At 40.2% G+C, this 20,772-nt stretch carries 16 protein-coding genes; 9 read left to right on the forward strand and 7 right to left on the reverse strand.

The window, feature by feature from the left end:
- Positions 1 to 17: 17 nt before the first annotated feature.
- Together WKK05_RS25730 and WKK05_RS25735 are read right to left on the reverse strand one after the other, a co-directional pair.
- Complete coding sequence (locus WKK05_RS25730) at positions 18 to 983, reverse strand: caspase family protein (RefSeq protein WP_341525882.1); 966 nt, start codon at positions 981 to 983, stop codon at positions 18 to 20.
- Between the two features lie 59 nt (positions 984 to 1,042).
- The gene (locus WKK05_RS25735) at positions 1,043 to 1,699 is read right to left on the reverse strand and encodes a nuclease-related domain-containing protein (protein ID WP_341525883.1); all 657 of its coding nucleotides are present in this window, start codon (positions 1,697 to 1,699) and stop codon (positions 1,043 to 1,045) included.
- Positions 1,700 to 1,957: 258 nt separating this feature from the next.
- Between WKK05_RS25735 and WKK05_RS25740 the strand changes: the two genes are divergently transcribed.
- On the forward strand, positions 1,958 to 3,844 hold the full coding sequence (locus WKK05_RS25740) for an ABC transporter ATP-binding protein (protein WP_341525884.1): 1,887 nt from the start codon (positions 1,958 to 1,960) through the stop codon (positions 3,842 to 3,844).
- 130 nt (positions 3,845 to 3,974) lie between these two features.
- Positions 3,975 to 6,566, forward strand: coding sequence for an AAA-like domain-containing protein (locus WKK05_RS25745; protein ID WP_341531191.1), 2,592 nt, complete (start codon positions 3,975 to 3,977; stop codon positions 6,564 to 6,566).
- An 81-nt stretch (positions 6,567 to 6,647) separates the two neighbouring features.
- Here WKK05_RS25745 and WKK05_RS25750 read toward each other — a convergent pair whose 3' ends face one another.
- Positions 6,648 to 6,956 carry a transposase gene (locus tag WKK05_RS25750; RefSeq protein ID WP_341525885.1) on the reverse strand — a complete coding sequence of 103 codons (309 nt, stop codon included), beginning with the start codon at positions 6,954 to 6,956 and terminating at the stop codon, positions 6,648 to 6,650.
- Positions 6,957 to 6,996: 40 nt separating this feature from the next.
- On the opposite strand from WKK05_RS25750, the gene WKK05_RS25755 reads away from it, so the two are divergent.
- Together WKK05_RS25755 and WKK05_RS25760 are read left to right on the forward strand one after the other, a co-directional pair.
- On the forward strand, positions 6,997 to 8,868 hold the full coding sequence (locus WKK05_RS25755; protein WP_341525886.1) for an AAA-like domain-containing protein: 1,872 nt from the start codon (positions 6,997 to 6,999) through the stop codon (positions 8,866 to 8,868).
- A 221-nt stretch (positions 8,869 to 9,089) separates the two neighbouring features.
- Positions 9,090 to 9,314: a hypothetical protein gene (locus tag WKK05_RS25760; RefSeq protein WP_341525887.1), complete on the forward strand. Its 225-nt coding sequence runs from the start codon at positions 9,090 to 9,092 to the stop codon at positions 9,312 to 9,314.
- Positions 9,315 to 9,390: 76 nt separating this feature from the next.
- Here the strand turns inward: WKK05_RS25760 and WKK05_RS25765 are convergent, their stop codons facing one another.
- Positions 9,391 to 9,942: a GNAT family protein gene (locus tag WKK05_RS25765; RefSeq protein WP_341525888.1), complete on the reverse strand. Its 552-nt coding sequence runs from the start codon at positions 9,940 to 9,942 to the stop codon at positions 9,391 to 9,393.
- A 52-nt stretch (positions 9,943 to 9,994) separates the two neighbouring features.
- Positions 9,995 to 10,870: a 16S rRNA (cytosine(1402)-N(4))-methyltransferase RsmH gene (rsmH, locus tag WKK05_RS25770; protein WP_341525889.1), complete on the reverse strand. Its 876-nt coding sequence runs from the start codon at positions 10,868 to 10,870 to the stop codon at positions 9,995 to 9,997.
- A 279-nt stretch (positions 10,871 to 11,149) separates the two neighbouring features.
- Here rsmH and WKK05_RS25775 point away from each other — a divergent pair, with 279 nt between their 5' ends.
- From WKK05_RS25775 to WKK05_RS25795, 5 genes are all read left to right on the forward strand, one after another.
- Entirely contained in the window at positions 11,150 to 12,334 is a 1,185-nt protein-coding gene (locus WKK05_RS25775; protein ID WP_341525890.1) for an NAD(P)H-quinone oxidoreductase subunit H, read from the forward strand.
- A gap of 889 nt (positions 12,335 to 13,223) precedes the next feature.
- Positions 13,224 to 13,577, forward strand: a complete 354-nt coding sequence (locus WKK05_RS25780; protein WP_341525891.1) for a hypothetical protein — start codon at positions 13,224 to 13,226, stop codon at positions 13,575 to 13,577.
- 368 nt (positions 13,578 to 13,945) lie between these two features.
- Positions 13,946 to 14,488 (forward strand): GAF domain-containing protein, encoded by a 543-nt coding sequence (locus tag WKK05_RS25785; RefSeq protein ID WP_341525892.1) that lies wholly within the window; start codon positions 13,946 to 13,948, stop codon positions 14,486 to 14,488.
- A 37-nt stretch (positions 14,489 to 14,525) separates the two neighbouring features.
- The gene (locus WKK05_RS25790) at positions 14,526 to 15,734 is read left to right on the forward strand and encodes a class I SAM-dependent methyltransferase (protein ID WP_341525893.1); all 1,209 of its coding nucleotides are present in this window, start codon (positions 14,526 to 14,528) and stop codon (positions 15,732 to 15,734) included.
- Between the two features lie 407 nt (positions 15,735 to 16,141).
- Positions 16,142 to 17,008 carry an NAD(P)-dependent oxidoreductase gene (locus tag WKK05_RS25795; RefSeq protein WP_341525894.1) on the forward strand — a complete coding sequence of 289 codons (867 nt, stop codon included), beginning with the start codon at positions 16,142 to 16,144 and terminating at the stop codon, positions 17,006 to 17,008.
- Between the two features lie 160 nt (positions 17,009 to 17,168).
- Here the strand turns inward: WKK05_RS25795 and WKK05_RS25800 are convergent, their stop codons facing one another.
- Both WKK05_RS25800 and WKK05_RS25805 read right to left on the reverse strand, forming a co-directional pair.
- Positions 17,169 to 18,104, reverse strand: coding sequence for a Uma2 family endonuclease (locus tag WKK05_RS25800; RefSeq protein WP_341525895.1), 936 nt, complete (start codon positions 18,102 to 18,104; stop codon positions 17,169 to 17,171).
- Positions 18,105 to 18,345: 241 nt separating this feature from the next.
- Positions 18,346 to 20,559: a tetratricopeptide repeat protein gene (locus tag WKK05_RS25805; protein ID WP_341525896.1), complete on the reverse strand. Its 2,214-nt coding sequence runs from the start codon at positions 20,557 to 20,559 to the stop codon at positions 18,346 to 18,348.
- Positions 20,560 to 20,772: the final 213 nt, after the last annotated feature.

Raw genomic sequence — 20,772 nt, forward strand, 5'->3', positions numbered from 1 at the left:
CTTATCATATCCTACAGCTATCTGTTATAAACATCACCAATGTGAATCCCCTGAGCTTCATTAATATTAGTGATAAATTTTCCATATTGGTTTATCGTTTCGGCAATTTGATTAATCTTTTGTATTGCTTGGGGTTTCACCTCATCCCATCCCTTATCAGGTAAACCTTTACCACCCCGAAGCTTGGCAATTACAAAATCTCCTGCATCAATGTCAAAATGGGGAAATTGCTCTGAATTATACAGATGACTTGCAGTTTCATGCACAGTTTTACCTAAATAATTCATTAAATTAGAAACCCGAACTTCTGTATCTCCTGGCTGATTACCAGCGCCTTGCAAAGCTTCAAGAAAATGATAAGTGTAGATGCTGCTTGATTCATCTTTTATCCAAGATTTTTGCTCACCTTCAGAAGAAGTAAAAACTACTCTGCCTTTACCTTGCTTCAAATTCTCAATTAAACTTTTAGATGGAGCAACTCGTAGAAAATCTTCAAATTCTTCTTCTAGTTCCAAATCAGCCTCTTTAGAAGTTGCCATCCCTGCTGCATGACAGCTATCAATCACAACTAATAAACGTTCTGCTTTGATTTCCCGTAATGCTTCTGTGAAAGTTTCTGCTGACAGTGCAGAACTAGTAAGCTTAGTTGGCTTAATATCATGTTGTATTAAATAATAATGTTGCGTACTTTTATCTATCCAGCCATGTCCTGAATAATAAACAAATACGGTTGCATTAGCATCTGCGGTTGATTTTTCTTTTAACCAATTCAACCCATCTAGAATAGCTGCTTTATTCGCTTCTTGATTATTCAGCACCCGAATATGATCTTTATCATCTTTATAGGCACACAGTTCCGGGTCAATTAAAGCAGCATAAATTGCTTGAGTATCTTTTACTGTTACTGGCAGTGAAAGCTTACTATATTTAGACTCTCCTACACCAATTAATAATGCATAGCCATGAGTAAATTCATTGCTCACTTTCATTTCGCTCCATTTGTAATAGGTGATATTTAAGCGATTTTACAGATAAGATTCTGTTATTTATCTAGATGTGACAAGATATTAACTAAGTCAGTGGCATTTACAACATAAACGCCATCAACCTGATTACTAGGAATATCAACATTACCCTTTGTAAAGCAAAGCAGTGCAGTCACCCATCGCGCACTTTTTAAGTGTTTGACTTCTATTGCTTGACCTTTGACTTTGGCAATCAAATCGCCTTCGTTAAAATCAAAAGTATTTCTGCCGTAGCGTTTACGTAGACGACCACTTTCATAAACTTTAGTACCATTATGAGACTTGACATCAACTACATACCATTTGCCTTGAGGAGAATACAGTATTATATCTGCATCTCCCCATCTTTTAATTCGAAGGTTGTATTCTATTTGCCATCTTCGATGTTCTAAAGGACGCAATAATTTAGCCACTTCAGTTTCTGCGATCGCACCACGTTGAGCATCACCCGCTCTTTTGATCAGATATTGCCCGTTACAAAATAGGTAAAATGAGCCTACCAATCCCCCCAGCAAGAGCAACATTCCTACAAAAGAAGTACCGAAGACACTGAATAATACTATTGTTCCCACGAGGACAACCACTGCAAAAGCATAGCTCAGCCTTCCAGACTGATAACGCTGCTTACCCAATTTACGAATTTGTTCTCCTGGCCCTTTTGTTCGTGGTGACAAATTTCTGGGTTAATTGTGTTATGTCAACATTGAAACTCTGATAAAGCAGGATACCACAGCACGGTGGCGATTTGCGAAAATCAGAAGCAGTCCCATATCACAAATGCGAGTATATTGTGGAGTATGTGTGTCAGTCGTGGTTAAGGTGTAAGCAGTGTAAAACTGCCAAGGAGTGCAAAAGCTAAATTCATCGACATATACATCAAAACTCTTGTTAAAATCCAAATAATTTTAAGTTAAGATTTTTACCTAACTCCTATGAGAGAAACTGTCCTAGAGGTTCGCGATCTACAAGTTGACTTTTCCGGTGATGGCAACGTAGCCAAAGCTGTGGATGGTATTAGTTTTGCGCTACATCGAGGTGAGACTCTAGGAATAGTAGGAGAGTCAGGAAGCGGTAAATCAGTGACAGCACTCGCTGTAATGGGTTTGTTGCAGAGTCCTGGTAGAGTGACTGGCGGTGAAATTTGGTTTCATTCACAGGAGAATTCTAACCCAATCGATTTGGTGAAATTGCCCCCTGAGCAAATGCAGTTACACCGGGGCGGCGACATCGCCATGATTTTTCAAGAACCGATGAGTTCACTCAATCCAGTTTACAACATTGGGTTTCAGCTCACAGAAGCGATTGTGCGGCATCAGAATGTATCAGCCGCCGAAGCTAGACAAATTGCGATCGCAGGTTTGCAAGAGGTAAAACTTTTACCGGGCGATGAAGAAATACAGCAGCAGTATATCGAAACCTGGACTCAAACCAACCCAAATTCATCTAAACCAGATGGGCAAAAGTTGGCAAATTTGGTGAAGGAACACAAAGAAGCGATGCTGGAACGCTACCCTCATGAACTTTCTGGGGGTCAGTTGCAGCGGGTAATGATTGCAATGGCGATTTCCTGCAACCCACTAGTATTAATCGCCGATGAACCAACCACAGCCTTAGATGTAACGGTGCAAGCAACAATTCTAGAGTTATTGCGAGAATTGCAGCAAAGCCGCGACATGGCAATGATTTTTATCACTCACGACTTGGGACTAATATCGGAAATTGCTGACGAAGTAGCGGTGATGTACAGAGGCAAAATTGTAGAATACGATAAGGCCGAGCAAATTTTTAGTAACCCTAAGCATCCATATACTAAAGGTTTGGTAGCTTGTCGCCCCACACTAAACCGCCGTCCCCAGAAATTATTAACTGTTTCCGACTACATGAGTGCGGATGAAACAGCAACAGGACAGTTAGTAATTCAGGAGAAAGAACCCCCACAACCACAAGAAATTACTACCGATGAGATTGCTGCTAGATTGGCAAACCTCAATGAACAAGAACCTCTGTTACAAATTCACAACCTGAAGGTTGGTTTTCCAGTGCGGGGGGTATTTGGTGGTACAAAACGCTACACAATGGCTGTTAATGGCGTTTCTTTTGATGTCAAACCTGGTGAAACTCTTGGATTAGTGGGAGAATCTGGTTGTGGCAAAACTACCCTTGGCAGAACCTTGCTGCGATTAATTGAGCCGATGAGTGGTCAGATTATCTTTGAGAAGCAAGATATTACCACCCTCAAAGGAGAAAGGTTGCAGAAACTGCGGCGGGAAATGCAAATAGTCTTTCAAAATCCTTTTAGTTCCCTTGACCCACGCATGAAGGTTGGGGAAGCAATTATCGAACCATTATTCATTCATGCCGTTGGCAAGACAAAACGACAACGGCGTGAACGCGCTGCTGAACTATTAGAAAGGGTAGGGTTGAGTGCAGATGCAATGAACCGCTATCCGCATCAATTTTCTGGCGGTCAACGTCAACGGATTTGTATTGCCCGTTCTTTGGCGTTAAATCCTAAATTTATCATTTGTGATGAATCTGTTTCAGCACTGGATGTTTCAGTACAGGCGCAAGTATTAAATTTGTTGAAAGAATTGCAACACGATTTTAAGTTGACTTATATTTTTATTTCTCATGACTTGAGTGTGGTTAAATTTATGAGCGATCGCATTTTAGTCATGAATAATGGTCAAATTGTCGAACAAGGTACAGCAGAAAGTATCTATCGAGAACCTAAAGAAGAATACACACAAAAATTAATTGCTGCGATTCCTACTGGTAGTCCCGAACGTGTGCGGAATCGTCAAGTACGGACTTTATAACGAGTGATTATATTTTTGTGAAATTAGTGGAGTGAATTCATCTCCTCATGTCTAATTTCCATTGATAGAATACTCAACAGAACGAGGGTTGTCCATCTGTTCTGCTCAACTACAGATGTAATGTATGACTATGAATTTGCCTGTTCCCCAAGATTATCAATATCAATTTGGTGGTAGTCTTCCTGCTAATGCACCTACCTACGTTATACGCAAAGCTGATGCAGATTTGTATCAGGCTGTGAAAGCTGGAGAGTTTTGCTTTGTCCTCAACTCTCGACAAATGGGTAAATCCAGTTTGCGTGTCCGCACAATGCAAAGGTTACAGCGTGAAGGAATTGCTTGTGTATCTATTGATTTAACCGCAATTGGGACATCAGGGCTAAAGTCTGAACAATGGTATTCTGGGATTATTGATACTATTGCTGGTTCTGAAAGTTTAAACTTAGGTGAGCAGTTTGATATAGATAAATTATGGGAAGAAAATTCCCGCTTTTCTGATGTGCAGATTTTTGGTAAGTTTATTGACAAATTACTCAAATTAGTTTCCACACAGATTGTTATTTTTATAGATGAAATTGATAGTGTTCTCAGTTTAAAATTTCCGGTTGATGATTTTTTTGCTTTAATTCGAGCTTTTTTTAATCAAAGAGTTGATAATCCTGAATATCAACGCATTACTTTTGTGCTTTTGGGAGTAGCTACCCCTTCTGAGTTAATTCAAGATAAAAAGCGCACTCCTTTTAATATTGGCAAAGGAATTGAATTAACCGGATTTGAATTTGCAGAAGCTTTACCTTTAATCAAGGGATTCTCTGGACAAACTAGCAACCCGGAAGCAGTACTAAAAGCAATTTTAGACTGGACTGGAGGACAGCCATTTTTGACTCAGAAAGTCTGTGAATTTGTCCGTCAATCTGCAACTGTAATTTCCCCAAGTGAAGAAGCTCTTTTTGTAGAGAATTTAGTCAGAAATAGAGTGATTCAGAATTGGGAATCTCAAGATGAACCAGAACACTTTAGAACGATTCGGGATAGAATCTTAAAAAGAGATGAACAGAAAGCAGCATACTTATTAGATTTATATCAACAAGTATGGCACTCAAGCGGAATTGATATTGATAGTAGTATTGAACAGAGTGATTTACAGTTAGCGGGAATAGTTGTTAAAAAAGAGAGTACATTAAAGGTTTATAACCTGATTTATCAAACTATTTTTGACAACTTATGGATTGAGAAAAGTTTAGCCAGTTTGCGTACTTATGCAGAGAATTATCGTCAGTGGATATTATCAGGAAAACAGGATGAGTCTCGGTTATTGAGAGAGAATGCTTTAGTAGAAGCGGAAGCTTGGGCAAAGGATAAAACTTTAGGTTTTCAAGATTTAGAGTTTTTAGCAGCTAGTCGTACACTACAGCGAGAAGAGGAAATAGCAGAAAAAGAAAGACAAGCAGAATTAGAAAAAGAAAGGAAAGAAAAGGAAGCAGCAGAAAGAGCTAGAGAAATTGAGACTGAAGCGAAACAGAAAGCAGAAAAGCAACTAGAGAGTGCATCTAGGGATTTGGAAATCCTTAAAATAACTATAAATGAAATCAATCAATCTATTGCTAAAATTAAGGAATTATCAGCAGTGGCTTCTCAACTGCAACAAAAAGGAAAAATAAACGAAGCGAATCAGTTTTTGAATATTGCAGGGTTGGTTTTGCAAGATAAAATTGAAAATTCCAAGCTAAAAGAGGTTTTATTAGATAGTGCGCTGATTTTAGGGTATCAATACCTAGCTGATGAAAAAAAAGAGCGAAATCAAACAGAGTTTTTAAAAAATGATGACATTTTGTCTAGAGGTCTAAAAGAATTATCAAAAATAGAAACCCGAATTGATCATAATCAAACTAATTTGGCTGCATTAGTTTATATATACTATGTTAAAGGTCACTCCGATAAAGCTAAGGCTGTAAAAAATTACAAGAAAGCACTTGAGCATCTCAACAGTCTAAAATCTAAGTTGAAATCTAATGTTGAATTATTTACTTTAGACTTAAATATTCTCTACAATGGCAATGCTGATATTGTCGCTTTGCTTTATCGTCAACTTCAAGAATTAGATGGTTCAAATACAGTATATTATCAATCTTTAAAGCAACATTTCTTGAATGAATTAGACTATTTAATGCAGCAACAAAGATGGAGAGAAGCAGATTTAAAAAATTGGCAGTTTCTTCTCTATTCAGCAGGAAGGGAAAAACAAGGCTATTTAAATTTAACTGATGTGAAAAACTTTAATTGTAAAGATTTAAAACAACTTGATACACTTTGGGTAAATAACTCTAAGGGGCATTTTGGTTACAGTGTCCAGAAAAAAATATATTTGGATAGTGGTAATTCTCTCGATTTTGATTGGAAGAAGAAAAAATGGAAAAATTGGAACTTGGAAGGGTATAAATATTTTAGAAAAAGTGTGGGATGGAGACCGCTGGATGGGTGGGGGAGTGCATGGAGAAAAGATTCAGAGTGGAGATATGGAGAACTCCCAGGAGACGACGAAGAAAAGCTGATCTCCCAACTTTGGAGCAAGAGTGGAGAATACCTGAATCGTCCTTCCAACCCAGTGGGTGGTTGTTATCTTCCAGATGGAGACGTTGTGGACGGTCGTGGTCATTATGATGGAACCTGGTGCGGGGGGTCTCCTTTCTTCTTGCTGAGACTCGTCAAGTGTTCTTGCTGAGACTCGTCAAGTGTAGCAGATAAGGCTTTCAGAGAATTGTAAAGATTTATTTCTGGGAGGTTTTCCACGCAATAATAAGGCTTAACGTTTTTCCCAAAAATGTCCTGTATGGTTCAACATCCGGTTAAAACACATTGCCGTGTACCCATTTATCCAGTGCATGATTTTGGGTAAATCGTTCGGCTGTGCTGGCTCAAGAAGGTAGTGGACATGGTTAGACATAATACATAAGGCATAAAGCTTAAATTGGAACTTAGCCAATGCCTTTTTGAGAGCATAGAGAAACACCTGACGGCATTCGTGACGCGTTAATTTAAACTCGCGGTTATTGCACCGAGTAGTGACGTGATAGCTGTATCCTAGTTTTAAGTCGCGCTGTGGTCGTGGCATAAGAAGAATTTGTCATCCTCTAATTCTCCCTATAATATCTATGCCCTTTAACATTTTTTCTAAACCCCCAAAACCTGAACCGGCAGAGATGGCTGGTTTAATCAAAATATCGGGATGTAACAACCCAAAGCGGTGCGGGGATGTGATTTTTGTTCATGGTTTAGGTGGTCACGCACGAGGAACTTGGCATCCGCAAGAACTACGCGACGATGATAATTTCTGGTTAACGTGGCTCGCACAAGAAAGACCAGATTTAGGTATTTGGTCTTTTGGCTACAAAGCTGAACCTTTTGAGTGGAGAGGTTCAACAATGCCACTCTTTGACCGTGCTAGTAATTTACAAGCATATTTAGAAGTTAATAATATTGGAGAACACCCAATAATTTTTATAGCTCATAGCATGGGTGGATTATTAGTCAAAGAAATGCTGCGGAATGCTCAGACATTTCAAAAAAAAGCAGTTATTCAACAGACAAAAGGTATCGTATTTCTATCCACCCCTCACACTGGTTCTCATCTTGCTAACTTAGTCGATAAAATTGGGATTTTGGCACGAAGCTCTGTCAGTGTTGATGAACTGAAAGTACATATTCCCCAACTGCGTCAACTTAATGAGTGGTATCGGCAAAATGTTGACTCAATGGATATTACTACAAAAGTTTATTATGAAACTAAGCACACTCAAAGTTTTTTAGTTGTAGACCCAGATAGCGCTAACCCAGGCATCAAAGATGTCCAACCTACCGCTACAGATGACGACCATCTTTCTATCACCAAGCCAAAATCAACAGAGAATTTAGTCTACAAGGGAGTGAGTCAGTTTATTAAGCAACAATTGCTGATTAATGTAGGCATTGTTGAACAATCAACACCAAAAGTAAAACAGAACAACTCCTCAGTGATTTTTGAAAATACTGATGGTCAAGTTCCTCTTAACTCCCCCTTTTATATCGAGCGTCCAGAGGTAGAAATTAAATGTTATGAATCCATATTGCAACCAGGGGCGTTAATCCGCATCAAAGCGCCGCAAAAGATGGGTAAAACTTCTTTAATGAGCCGTATTCTTGACCATAGTAAACAAAAAGGTTATCGCACAGTTTCTCTTAATTTATGGAGTAAAGAAAATCTTACCGATCTCAATAAGTTTTTAGAGGAATTTTGTGCAACTCTGAGTTATGAATTAGGGCTAGAAGAACAAATAGATAAATATTGGAAAAAACGATTAAGCAGTCAAGTTAACTGCACTAATTATTTAAAAGACTATTTATTAAAAAATATTAATACTCCTCTAGTATTAGGTTTAGATGATATTGATAAAATTTTTCCTTATACCGAAATTGCTCAAGAATTTTTTGCTCTACTCCGAGCTTGGCATGAAAACGGTAAAAACGAAGAAATCTGGCAAAAATTACGTTTAGTAATTGCACATTCTCAAGAAGTATATGTTTCTCTAAATGTCCATCAATCCCCCTTTAATGTGGGTTTATCTGTGGAGATAGGAGAATTCAACGCCACACAAATAAAAGAATTAGTCCAACGGCATCAATTAAATTGGTCAGATACACAAATCGGACAATTAAGGGGAATGATTGATGGTCATCCTTATTTATTAAGAACTGCTCTTTATCAAATTGCCACAGGTAATTTAACTTTAGAACAGTTCTTAAAAGTTGCTCCCACTGACGAGGGATTATTTAGAGGCTTTTTACATCCCTATCTTTCATTGCTGGAAGAAGACAAATTGTTAAAAGCAGCGATGAAAAAAGTGATTGAGAGTGATATTCCTGTGAAGTTAGACTCTGCACAAAGTTTTAAATTACGCAGTCTGGGGTTAATTAAATTTAAAGGAAATGAAGTTCAATGCCTTTGTAATTTATATCGCCTTTATTTTCGAGAACGCCTATCCGAATGATTACACCTAGCTTGAAAGGATGAACCATCAATAATTAGCAGGAAAATGAGCAGTCATAATGAAAGTTAAAACACGGTGCTATATTTGTGCTGCTGGTTTACTAAGCTTTACTTACCTATTAATATCGTTCGTATGGATGAACGGACAAAAAATATATTCTTCTTGGCTGGTGAGGAAAATATTATCGAGATATACCCTAACGGTAAATGGAGATACATAAGATGAGCAAGCCTAATTTTCATGCAATGAGTCAGAGAGAGTTACATGATTACGTTCTTGCTCATCGGGAAGATCAAGAAGCCTTCTACGCTTATGTGGATAAACTGCATATTGAAGGTAATTGGATTGAAATGCCACCTTTACAATCAGAACAGGATTTAGAAAATTATCCTGAGTTCATTGAGCGTATTCGCAGCAGTTCTGAGCCACGAGATGGAGCAGTTTAAATCTGTATTCTAGTTACAGCAACCTTTCTGCTATCCTCAGCTTAGCCGATCGCGATTACGCATTTTTTAGCAATCTCTACTTCTGCTCACTCTCAAGAATGGCGTAGAGTAATGTATCACGCCATTTGCCCTTTATCCAAATATTCTCTCGGAAATGCCCTTCGCGACGCATTCCGGCTTTTTCCATAACTCTAGCTGAGCCAATGTTTGCTGGGTCGCAGGTAGCAATAATTCGATGCAAACCTAACTGTTCAAAACCCAAAGATAATAATGCTCGTGCTGCTTCTGTAGCGTATCCTTGTCCCCAGAAGTTTTGGTTATAGCAGTATCCAATTAATCCTTCTCTGTTATCTGCATTTGATAGGTGAAGACCACAAGCACCGATAAGTTGCTGTTTTGACTTTAAGATTACTGCCAACTCAAAATGGTGTCGGGGTTCATCTTTTTGTAAAGCGATCGCTCTGTCGATAAAATTCTTAGTATCCTCAAGGCTATTAGGCCTCCACGGCATAAAACGAACAACTTCTGATTCACAAGCGTAGCTATGCACCGCTTCTAAATCAGATGCCACAATGTCTCGGATAATTAATCGTTCAGTTTGCAATGGTAAATTTACAGCCATTGACATAAAAAGAATGTTACCCAGATAAAATCTGATAAATCTTAATTACGAATTAATATCACTCCTTCTTCTCTGCTATTCTCAATTTGGCCGATCGCGATCGCGCATTCTGAGCAATCTCTGCTTCTGACGCAATAATTGGCTTTTTTGTCAATACTTTTAACAAAGGTAAATTTCTTAAACCATGCTTTACTAAACGATCTTCTAGGCTATGAAAACTAATAATCGCAATTCTGCCACCAGGAACCAGCGCGTTTGGTGCTTTATCTAAGAAAGTTTCTAGGGATTTTAACTCATCATTGACGACAATTCGCAAAGCTTGAAAAACGCGGGTAGCGGGATGAATTCTACCATAACGGTATTTCGGGGGAACAGAAGATGCGATCGCTTCGGCTAATTCTGTAGTCGTGTGAAATGGGCGGCGTTCGACAATACGTCTAGCAATCCGCCGCGACAGCCGTTCTTCACCATATTTAAAGAAAATTTCCGCTAATTCTGCCTCATCCCATTCATTAATTACATCACCTGCGGTAAGCGGTTGTCGTCGATCCATTCGCATATCGAGACTGGCAGCGTGGCGAAAACTAAAACCCCGTTCTGGGCTATCTAAATGATAAGAACTTACCCCCAAATCTGCGAGAATACCGTCAAACGTGGTAGAAGTATACTCATAGGCAGCAAAGTTGCTCAGAATAAATGTTACCCGTTCTCCATACTCAGCTAAAGCTTTTTGTGCTGCTGTTAAAGCATCCTCATCTTGGTCAAGTGCGGTTATCCGCACATCCGCAGCAGCTTCTAAGATGAGGCGACTATGACCGCCACCACCTACCGTCGCATCTAAATAATGCCCGCCCGGACGTACCGCCAAACCCGCAACTACTTCCTGACTCAACACTGGCACATGAAAAAATTCCTGTGCCTCAATTACCTGCATAACCAGCTTCCATATAATAGTTGAAGAAGTGCAACAAAATAAAACATCAAGTAAAACCCTCTGCTGTCACCCTCTCTCCAACATACCCCTGTATGGGCAATAGATGTAAGACGCCTTAAAGGTGGTTCCTTCTAAAATTATTGCCCGTACACACCTCATTTTGACTTTGCAGACCCGATTCAATCTGGTTGGCATCTTGGTTCACCAGTCGCTTACAGCGCTGGTGAACCCGAAGGGCGGTTCAATTCAAAATTTTCACGAACGGAGAACACTAAATCTATGGCTAGACTAGAAACCCGCACTGAACCGATGGTGCTAAATATGGGGCCACACCACCCCTCAATGCACGGGGTTCTGCGGCTAATCGTCACCCTGGATGGCGAGGATGTCATTGACTGTGAACCGGTCATTGGCTACTTGCACCGGGGAATGGAAAAAATTGCTGAGAACCGCACTACTATTATGTACGTTCCCTACGTTAGTCGTTGGGACTACGCTGCGGGAATGTTCAATGAAGCCGTCACTGTTAACGCCCCTGAAAAGCTGGCTGGTGTAACTGTCCCCAAACGCGCTAGTTATATTCGCGTCATCATGCTGGAGTTGAACCGCATCGCTAACCATTTGCTGTGGTTTGGCCCCTTCCTAGCAGACGTAGGCGCTCAAACTCCCTTCTTCTATCAGTTTCGGGAACGGGAGATGATTTATGATTTGTGGGAAGCTGCCACAGGTTACCGGATGGTGAACAACAACTACTTCCGTGTTGGTGGGGTAGCTGCTGATTTGCCTTATGGTTGGGTAGACAAGTGTGTGGAATTTTGTGACTATTTAATACCCAAAGTTGATGAATACGAACGCCTAGTAACAGATAACCCCATCTTCCGGCGACGTGTTGAGGGTATTGGTACAGTCACCCGTGAAGAAGCACTGAACTGGGGGCTTTCTGGCCCGATGTTGCGTGCTTCTGGTGTGAAATGGGATTTGCGGAAGGTTGACCATTACGAATGTTACGACGATTTCGACTGGGACGTGCAGTGGGAAACTGCTGGTGATTGCTTTGCCCGTTACGTCGTGCGGATGCGGGAAATGCGCGAATCTGTAAAGATTATTCGCCAAGCAATCAAAGGACTTCCTGGCGGCCCTTACGAAAATCTGGAAGCCAAGCGCCTAGCCGCAGGGAAAAAATCAGAGTGGGACGCGTTTGATTATCAATTTATTGGTAAGAAAGTTTCTCCCTCTTTCAAGATTCCCAAGGGTGAAATTTATGCCCGCGTAGAAAGCGGTAAAGGGGAACTGGGGATTTATCTGGTTGGCGAGGATAACGTCTTTCCTGCACGGTGGAAGATTCGCGCTGCGGATTTCAACAACCTCCAGATTTTGCCTCATTTACTGCGAGGGGTTAAGGTTGCAGATATTGTGGTCATTCTTGGCAGTATTGATGTGATCATGGGTTCTGTAGATAGGTAGAAAATATCTGTCCAAGTACTTTTTTAGAGCAGTTGTATATAGTGCAACTGCTCTATTTTTTTAGCATTGACGCTTCTAATACCAATTCACGAAAATCCTGATACATATAAATTTCTCGTAGGGACACGGCATTGCCGTGTCCCTACCAAAGTATTTGTATCATTCTTTAAAGTTAAATGGTATAACGTCGCTAACAGCAGTCGCCTGACGCCACTTGTTCCATACAGTAATCAACCACGGTTCATTACAGCTACCCCTTTTCTGGCTATAAAAATTTTTTACTCACATAACATAGGTACGAAATATTTATAAATAATCTCTTTTTAAGAGTTTTGAGTAATGCCCTGCATTTTTGACAATATTGATTTACAACTGCTACCGATTCTACAAGAAACCCTCAAAGTCTCTTATCGGGCAGATTTTTGCGTTGGCTATTTCAAATCAAATATATTGAGAAAGCAGTATCTCTTTTTGCTTGCTGAATATACCGAAATGAGTAAGCAATACTTCTAATTTCTTGCTGAATATACCGAAATGAGTAAGCAATCACAGATATTGAGAAAGCAATACCTTTAATTGCTTGCTGAATCTACTGAAATGAGTAAGCAATCACAGATATTGAGAAAGTAATACCTCTAATTGCTTGCTGAATCTACTGAAATGAGTAAGCAATCATAGATATTAAGAAAGCAACCACAGATATTGAGAAAGCAATTAGGTATTTTCAACAAGCAAACAGACATTTTGATAAAGTAATACAAACATTTTGATAAAATAATCAGCAAATATACCTGATGATTAAAAATTACGGCAGTACGAACAAAGATGCCGCTTAAAACAGTCAATACTTTCGGTATGTTCCTTGAAATTAATTAAGGATAAAGGATTTATGCTTTATGTCTACCAGTTACCAATTCCACGTTTAACAAAAAGCGATCGCTACTTCAAGGATATTGTACAACGCGCCGCCAAACTCATCTGCACGATACCAGAATTTGACGAACTCGCGCAAGAAGTCGGTCTAAGTTCCCATCAAAAAGGCGTTACCGACGAAACAGAACGTGCCAAACTCCGCGCTGAACTCGATGGAATGGTAGCACACCTTTACGGCTTAACCGAAGATGAATTTAGCTACATCCTCACTACCTTTCCGATTGTGAATGAAACTGTTAAAGAGGCAGCATTAGAAGCTTACTGTAACTTTGTCCCAATGTTTGAAGCATCAAAAATACTCTCTCGTTAATCTCTCGTTCCCATTACATGGAAACGAGGGATACTAACAGTATTACGAATATCTGTAACTATGAATACAAATAGACTTGTTACATTACAGTTTGAAGTATATTTATCGCCTCAAACTAGAGAAAAACTAAACATATGTTTTAAAATTTCCAAAATTCTTAATTTAAAATTTATAATCTTCAACTTTCTCTGGTATAAATGAAAAATTTGAATTTCTTAATAATTTTTTTAAATTCATCGAAGAGGTTGACTAGTATTATGTTCTGTTAAAATTGAGTTGCTACTATAAATGCAAGGACGTATTTAAATAAGGTCTAATAAATTACTATATAAATCCGGCAGCATTTACTTAGTCGTAATTTTAGAATCGTGCAAATTCATCCTCACTCAGAATTTGACCATAACCCAAATCGCCGTAGTGAAGAGGGTTTACAAACATTGCTTGACCGCCTTGTCAGAACAATGCAGCGGGATGCATTAGTCCGGCAAACGACAAATCAACTCAGAGAATCACTTCAAGTTAATCGCGTGGTTTTGTATTACTTTTATGAGCAGTGGCACGGACAAGTAACTTTTGAATCATTAAGTGATAATGAATTTTCAATACTTGGTTCCACTGGGCCGGATAATTGTTTTAATGATGAGTATGCTGCTTTGTATTTAGCAGGAAGAGTAAGAGCGATCGCTGATATAGAATTAGAACCAATTGAGGCTTGTCACCGAGATTTTCTTCGTAATATGCAGGTTCGTGCCAACTTAGTAGTACCCATTTTGACACCTAATGGATTATGGGGATTACTAGCGGCACATCACTGTCAAGAACCGCGTCATTGGTCGCAATCAGATATAGAAATCATGCAAACGGGAGCGCAAACTCTAGCTACAGCCCCATACATATCTACTAATTCGTAATTTAATTGATTCATAACTCATAAATCCTAACTCCCCTATGGATTCCAATTTTGCTTTGTATGCAGCTATAGCCCATCACATTGCTGCCAGTCCTCAACAGCAGATTACTTTTGCTGAATTTATGGAGATGGCACTATATCACCCTAAATATGGCTATTATTCCAGTGATGCAGTCAAAATTGGCTTTAAAGGTGCTGATTTTTTTACCTCACCAAACCTCAGCACTGATTTTGGCGAGTTGCTAGCAGAACAATTTTTCCAGATGTGGGAGATTTTAGGACGACCTGTACAATTTTCTCTAGTAGAAATGGGTGCGGGGCAAGGATTGCTAGCTTTGCATATCCTCAACTATCATCAGCTGCACCATCCAGATTTTTTTAACGCGCTGCAATACCTCATTGTTGAAAAGTCCCCAACTTTAAGGCAAGAACAGCAGCAACGTTTGCAGAATTTTTCTGTGCGTTGGTGCAATTTAGAGGAAATACCAGCTAACTCAATTACTGGCTGCTTTTTTTCTAATGAATTAGTGGATGCGTTTCCTGTGCATCAATTTACTCTAGAGGCTGGGAAACTACGAGAAATTTATGTGACGACGCAGACAGATGAGGGGGAAGGGGGGATTTTGTCCCCCTCTGTTCCCCAGTCATCCTTTGTGGAAGTAACAGGGGAACTTTCTACACCTCAATTGAGGGAATATTTCGATTTAGTGGGAATTGATATCGCTGCAAATGTTTATGCAGATGGCTACCGGAGTGAAATTAATTTAGCTGCTTTAGATTGGTTGAGTATAGTAGCAGACCGCTTGCAGAGGGGGTATGTGTTAACAATTGATTATGGCTACCCTGCTAGTCGTTACTATAATCCCAGGCGATCGCAAGGTACACTACAGTGCTATTATCACCACCGTTACCATGACAATCCTTATATTAATATTGGGCAACAAGACATTACTGCTCATGTTGACTTTACAGCTTTGGAACGCTGGGGTGAGCGATGCGGTTTAGATAAAATTGGTTTTATACAGCAGGGCTTATTTTTAATGGCGTTGGGGTTAGGCGAACGTATGGCTACCCTCTCCTCTCAACAGCAACCCCTCTCGGAATTACTACAACGGCGGGACGCACTACACCAACTTATAGACCCCACAGAACTAGGTGGTTTTGGAGTCTTAGTTCAGAGTAAAGGTCTACGAGAAATAGAAAGTTCTCAACCACTTAAAGGATTGATATTGCCAGAACAAATGTAAATCTGAAAAGTTAAAACTCTATTTAAGAATGCAGTATCAGTCTTTTTTAGACTAGGATAACTGTAATTACTATTAATTTAAAAACACTAGGAAAGTAATAATTATGTCTACTCATGATTTGATAATGCTAGCGACACTACTTACTCCTGGTCTCCTACTTTCAGTTGTGATTATGCTAACTTTTGCAGCTGGTGGCTGAGTTTTTGGGATGGGGGATGAGGGGCAGAGGAGCAGGAGGGAAATACGAATAATTATTCACCCCCTAGTCCCCAGTCCCCAGTCCCCAGTCCCCAGTCTTCTCCCCACTCCGTTAAATTAAAATTAAACGATGGAAACGCGATGTCTACGATAGGCTTTCCTACGGAACGCTACGCGAACGTCTACGCTGTACACAAGGAACGTAAAAAATGAAGGTGGCATTTCTGGGAACTGGACTGATGGGACTACCAATGGCGCAAAGATTGTTAGCCGCAGACATAGAGCTAGTTGCCTACAACCGCACCCCAGAAAAATTAGCTCCACTACAAGCCAGTGGCGCGGAAATTGTCACACACCCCCGCCATGCAATTAGTGCGGCTGAATGCGTAGTTTTGATGCTCACCAATGCTTCTGCAATCTACAATGTCTTGCTTTCAGATACTGCTTGGCGAACTTTAGAAGGACGCACCATCATTCAAATGGGAACAATTACTCCCACAGAAAGCCAAGAAATCAGAGATGCAGTGGTTTCAGGTGGTGGTGAGTATTTAGAAGCACCTGTACTAGGGAGTATTCCAGAAGCACAAGCTGGTAAGCTGATTGTAATGGTTGGCGCTGAGGCAGAACAATATCAACGCCATTTGAAGTTACTACAAAATTTCGGTTCAGAACCTTTACATATAGGACCAGTGGGAACTGCTGCTGCCTTAAAATTAGCGCTAAATCAACTAATTGCTTCCCTGACAACTAGCTTTGCCTTAAGTCTAGCTTTTGTTCAGCGCCAAGGTGTTGATGTGGATACTTTCATGCAAATTCTGCGCGACAGTTCACTTTATGCGCCCACATTTGACAAAAAATTACAACGGATGTTGGATGGCAATTATGCTAATCCCAATTTCCCCACAAAACACTTGCTAAAAGATACAGAATTGTTTATTTCTGAAGCGAAATCCCGTGGTTTGGATTTGAGCAGTATTAAAGGTGTGCGACAAATCTTACAAACAGCAGTAAAAATGTCACTTGCTGATGATGATTATTCATCACTATTTTCTGTTGTTAAGGAATGGGGAGAATAATTCGTAATTCGTAATTCGTAATTCGTAATTCGTAATTCGTAATTAAGACTCACTCAACAAGGCTTGATATAGGTCTTTCCTTGACTTGACTCTGTTCTACAAAGAATACTATTGTGGACAATTTGGTGTAAGCAATTTAAAAGCGATCGCCACTTGTAACTTATAATTGTTGCAACTTTTGTACTTCGGTTTCAGGTAATCCGGTAATTTGACTGACTTGTGCGATCGCCATCCCGGATTGTAGTAAATTCTGTGCTATCTGTAGCAATTGCTGTGATGCTTGTTCTGCCTTAATTCGTTCTTGTTCGGCTTGCTGTAAAGCTTGTTCAGTTCTGATTCGTTCTTGTTCTACTTGTTGTAAAGCTTGTTCTACCTGCTGCAAGGCTTGTTCAGCCCTGATTCGTTCTTGTTCTGTATCAGTTGGTATCCAGTTCCCTTCAGCGTCACACCAGCGCAGCCAGATGCGAGAAATCCCTTCAAATTCTCCTTGCCATAAACCTAAAGCAATTTCTAGTTCTGGAATCCAGATGCGCGGATTTTCTAATTCCAGAGATTGTTCTTGGTATTGCCCACCCACTAGTTTAAAGAACCAGAGACGATCTGTATAGCGACTAAAGACAATGTAATAAGGCACGCGCAGAATTTGTTCGTACACTTCCCATTTAGAAGGCGGTGTGTCTTTGGTTGCTTGACCATTATGAATTTCTGCGTCAGCTAAATCTCGGCTTACCTGAGATTGAATTGATACTTCTGTGTCAGGTTCAGCGTAGATACCAAGGTCTTCTTTTTCAGTACCAGGAGAAAGTAGTTCAACGACGACAAAGGGGTTTCTTCGCTCTTGCCATGTCACATAGCTACGTCTCAAATCTTGCCCTGCATATAAGCGTGACACACCAGTAGCTAAAAACCAATCAGGGCGTTTGTGCCACAACGGATGCTCTAAATCATAGTAGAGATTTAGATCCGTACCTGTGAAGAATTGGTCTGCTGTGTAGTTACTTAGACGCAGAGTCCGAGACAAAAGTTGGGGTTGGAGGTCATGAAATTCATCCGGCAAACCAGGTTCCTCTGGATCTTCACTTGGAAGATCATACATGGTAGGGAGGGTTTGCGAAGCAGGGAGCGGCGGATCGGTTTGTGGAAGGGGGAGGGAAAAAGAATTCATAATAGTCGAGATTTGCTCTGCTTACATATTATCGATATGCCCGACTGATCACCAAACGCCGATTTTGCTTAAACATCCGCAGATGGAACGTTAGCATAAAGCAGATAATGAAACATTTATTCTTCCTGCCTGTATTTTAGGCGTCCTGGTGTACCCAGCTAATAAAGGCTATTTATAATTTTGACAAAATTTCTGGTAACAGCTGACTTGGAACTTTAGATAAAGCCAAATTTTGTCCTTGTATCCCTAATTCATTATGAAAAGCCCGAATAGTTTTCACCACATAAGCGAAAGTTGTTTGATAAGCTTCTGGTTGTTTGTTTAATCCATTTAAAGCCTGCAAATGATTTTCTAATGATGCTTCTAGGTGCTGAGAACGTGTAGCTTTGTCACCATTGAAAGAGTTATCTGTTACTAGCTGATAGTGGGCTAGCCCCAGGTTATTGTAAGTAGCCAGCAAATCAAAACTTAAAGAAATACCTTTAAGTGAATGAGCTAGAGCAATAGCTTCTTCATAAGCGCTAATACATAGTTGCAGAAACTTTTGCCGCGCTTCTTTAGTTGTTTGAGATAAATTTGCTAAATGCCAGTAAGCAGTGCCTAAATTATTTTGTGTAGCGGCGCAGGCACTAGGAACATTAGCGGGAGTGCGATACTTGAGTGCTTCACGATAAACATCAATAGCTAGCTGAAGATTTTCTGCTGGTTGTTCGTATTGTGCTAGATTCCAGCAGGCTGTGCCGATGTTATTTTGAATCATCCCATATTTGAGGGGTTCTTGTTCAGGGCTATAGTGTATTAGTGCTAAGTTATAAACTGCGATCGCCTTCTTTAAATACTCAACAGGTTGATTATATTGCCCTAAATGCCAATAGGCAGTACCCAAATTATTTTGGCAAGCAGCATACTTTAATGAGTCCATTTCAGCTGTGCGGTAGCGTAGTGCTTCACTGTACGCTTTAACTGCTTGCTGCCAGTTTTGAGATGAGTTGGCAAAACGAGCTAAATCACCATGAGCTGTTCCCAAATTATTTTGCACGCGAGCATAAGTTTCTCTATGAGTTTCCGGTGAAATCAGCTTTAACGCCAACTCATAAAATTCTATTGCCTGTTCTATATAAGTTTGTCCCTCTTCAGAATTGGGTGGTGTGCGGTATAGCATCCAGTAGAGTGTACCCAAGTCATTCAAGATATCTGGTAGTTGTGGTGACTCTTCGTCATAACTAATTGCCTCCTGATAAGCAATAATTGCTACCATCAAGTTTTCTAAGGTTGACTGTCCTTGTTCAATGCGAAAGCGATATAAACTACCCAACCGATGATAAGCTTCTGCAAGTACTTCTCCGGCAGCATCCTGGATATGTAATTCTTCAATTTCAAACAATATTTGCTGCGGTTGCCAGTAATCTTCGGTATCTTCAGGAGTCTTTGTGTTAATTGTGGCTACTACTAGCTCTGTTAACTCGCTGCTAATATGAGACAAAGACGACAATGATTGGTCTTTATTCCCATTGCTAGACCTAGTAATCGATTCTTGCTGTTGTGGCGAAGCCTTCAATAAATCCACCATTGACAGTGTAGTTTTCTCAGTTTTACGGATGTGATTCGTTTGTGTCTGTTTCTGTAAATCGTAATTCTCTTCAAACTTCAACTCGGTGACTGCTGCTCTAACTTCTGCTTGCTTAACTGATTCATCTACAATTGATTCCTGAGAATTCCCTAAATCTAAACCTCTTGAACTAGAAAAACGTTCTGGATAGCCTGAATTGTGTGTCGTTGGCGTGGGTTCACCAGCAAACACAAACACGCCAGTACGACAACGCCAAAAATGTGGCGCCGATTGCTGAATAGCAGATAACCAAGGACGCGGTAGCCATAGCAGCAAACTAGATTCTAGAAAGCGGCTGGATTCTTGGGTAGAAAAATATTGTTCACTTAAGCGAAGATAGTGTAAAAATAAACGCTGTGTCGCTACTGGTTGCTTGGTTAGCTGTTCTACACCGACAATCTGAAATCCTGGTGTTGGCAAGGGTCTGCCTGGGGTATCTTTGGATGCACCAACAACTGGTGGTGGATAATTCGACAACCATTGATTTATCTGAACTATAGGATTTGGATCGTTGAGATTCAACCGCAACGTGACTAATCGTGGATAAGCTGATGTGCTGTTTTCTTGTGCATCTGATGGCTGGTATAGCACTTGCCCAATAGGATAAGCCAATGTAGAATGCAAACGAGCCGCTACTTGATTTCTCAAGTGTAAATCATCACATACTGCCAAAAATAATTGTCGACGTAAACCGAGACTTAACGCAAGTTTCAAGCGGTGATAAACTTGCCGATTCCAAGCAGAATTATCGCTGTGTGCAGTATCATTCACGCTCATGGTGGCTAAATAGCCAAAACACACGTTTGGGAAAGGAAATTGTGTAGTTTAACGTGAGTTCGATGAACCTCTCCCTCCCAACCTCCCTCTCCGAAGCGGAAAGGGAGGAGCAACAAAAAAATCATCGTTTTACTCCCCTTTCCTCGTAGGAGAGGGGCTGGGGGAGAGGTCAACATAGCACTCGTCGAACTCACGTTAGTTTAAGCAACTGAA

It is taken from the genome of Nostoc sp. UHCC 0302 (assembly GCF_038096175.1).
Taxonomy (GTDB): domain Bacteria; phylum Cyanobacteriota; class Cyanobacteriia; order Cyanobacteriales; family Nostocaceae; genus UHCC-0302.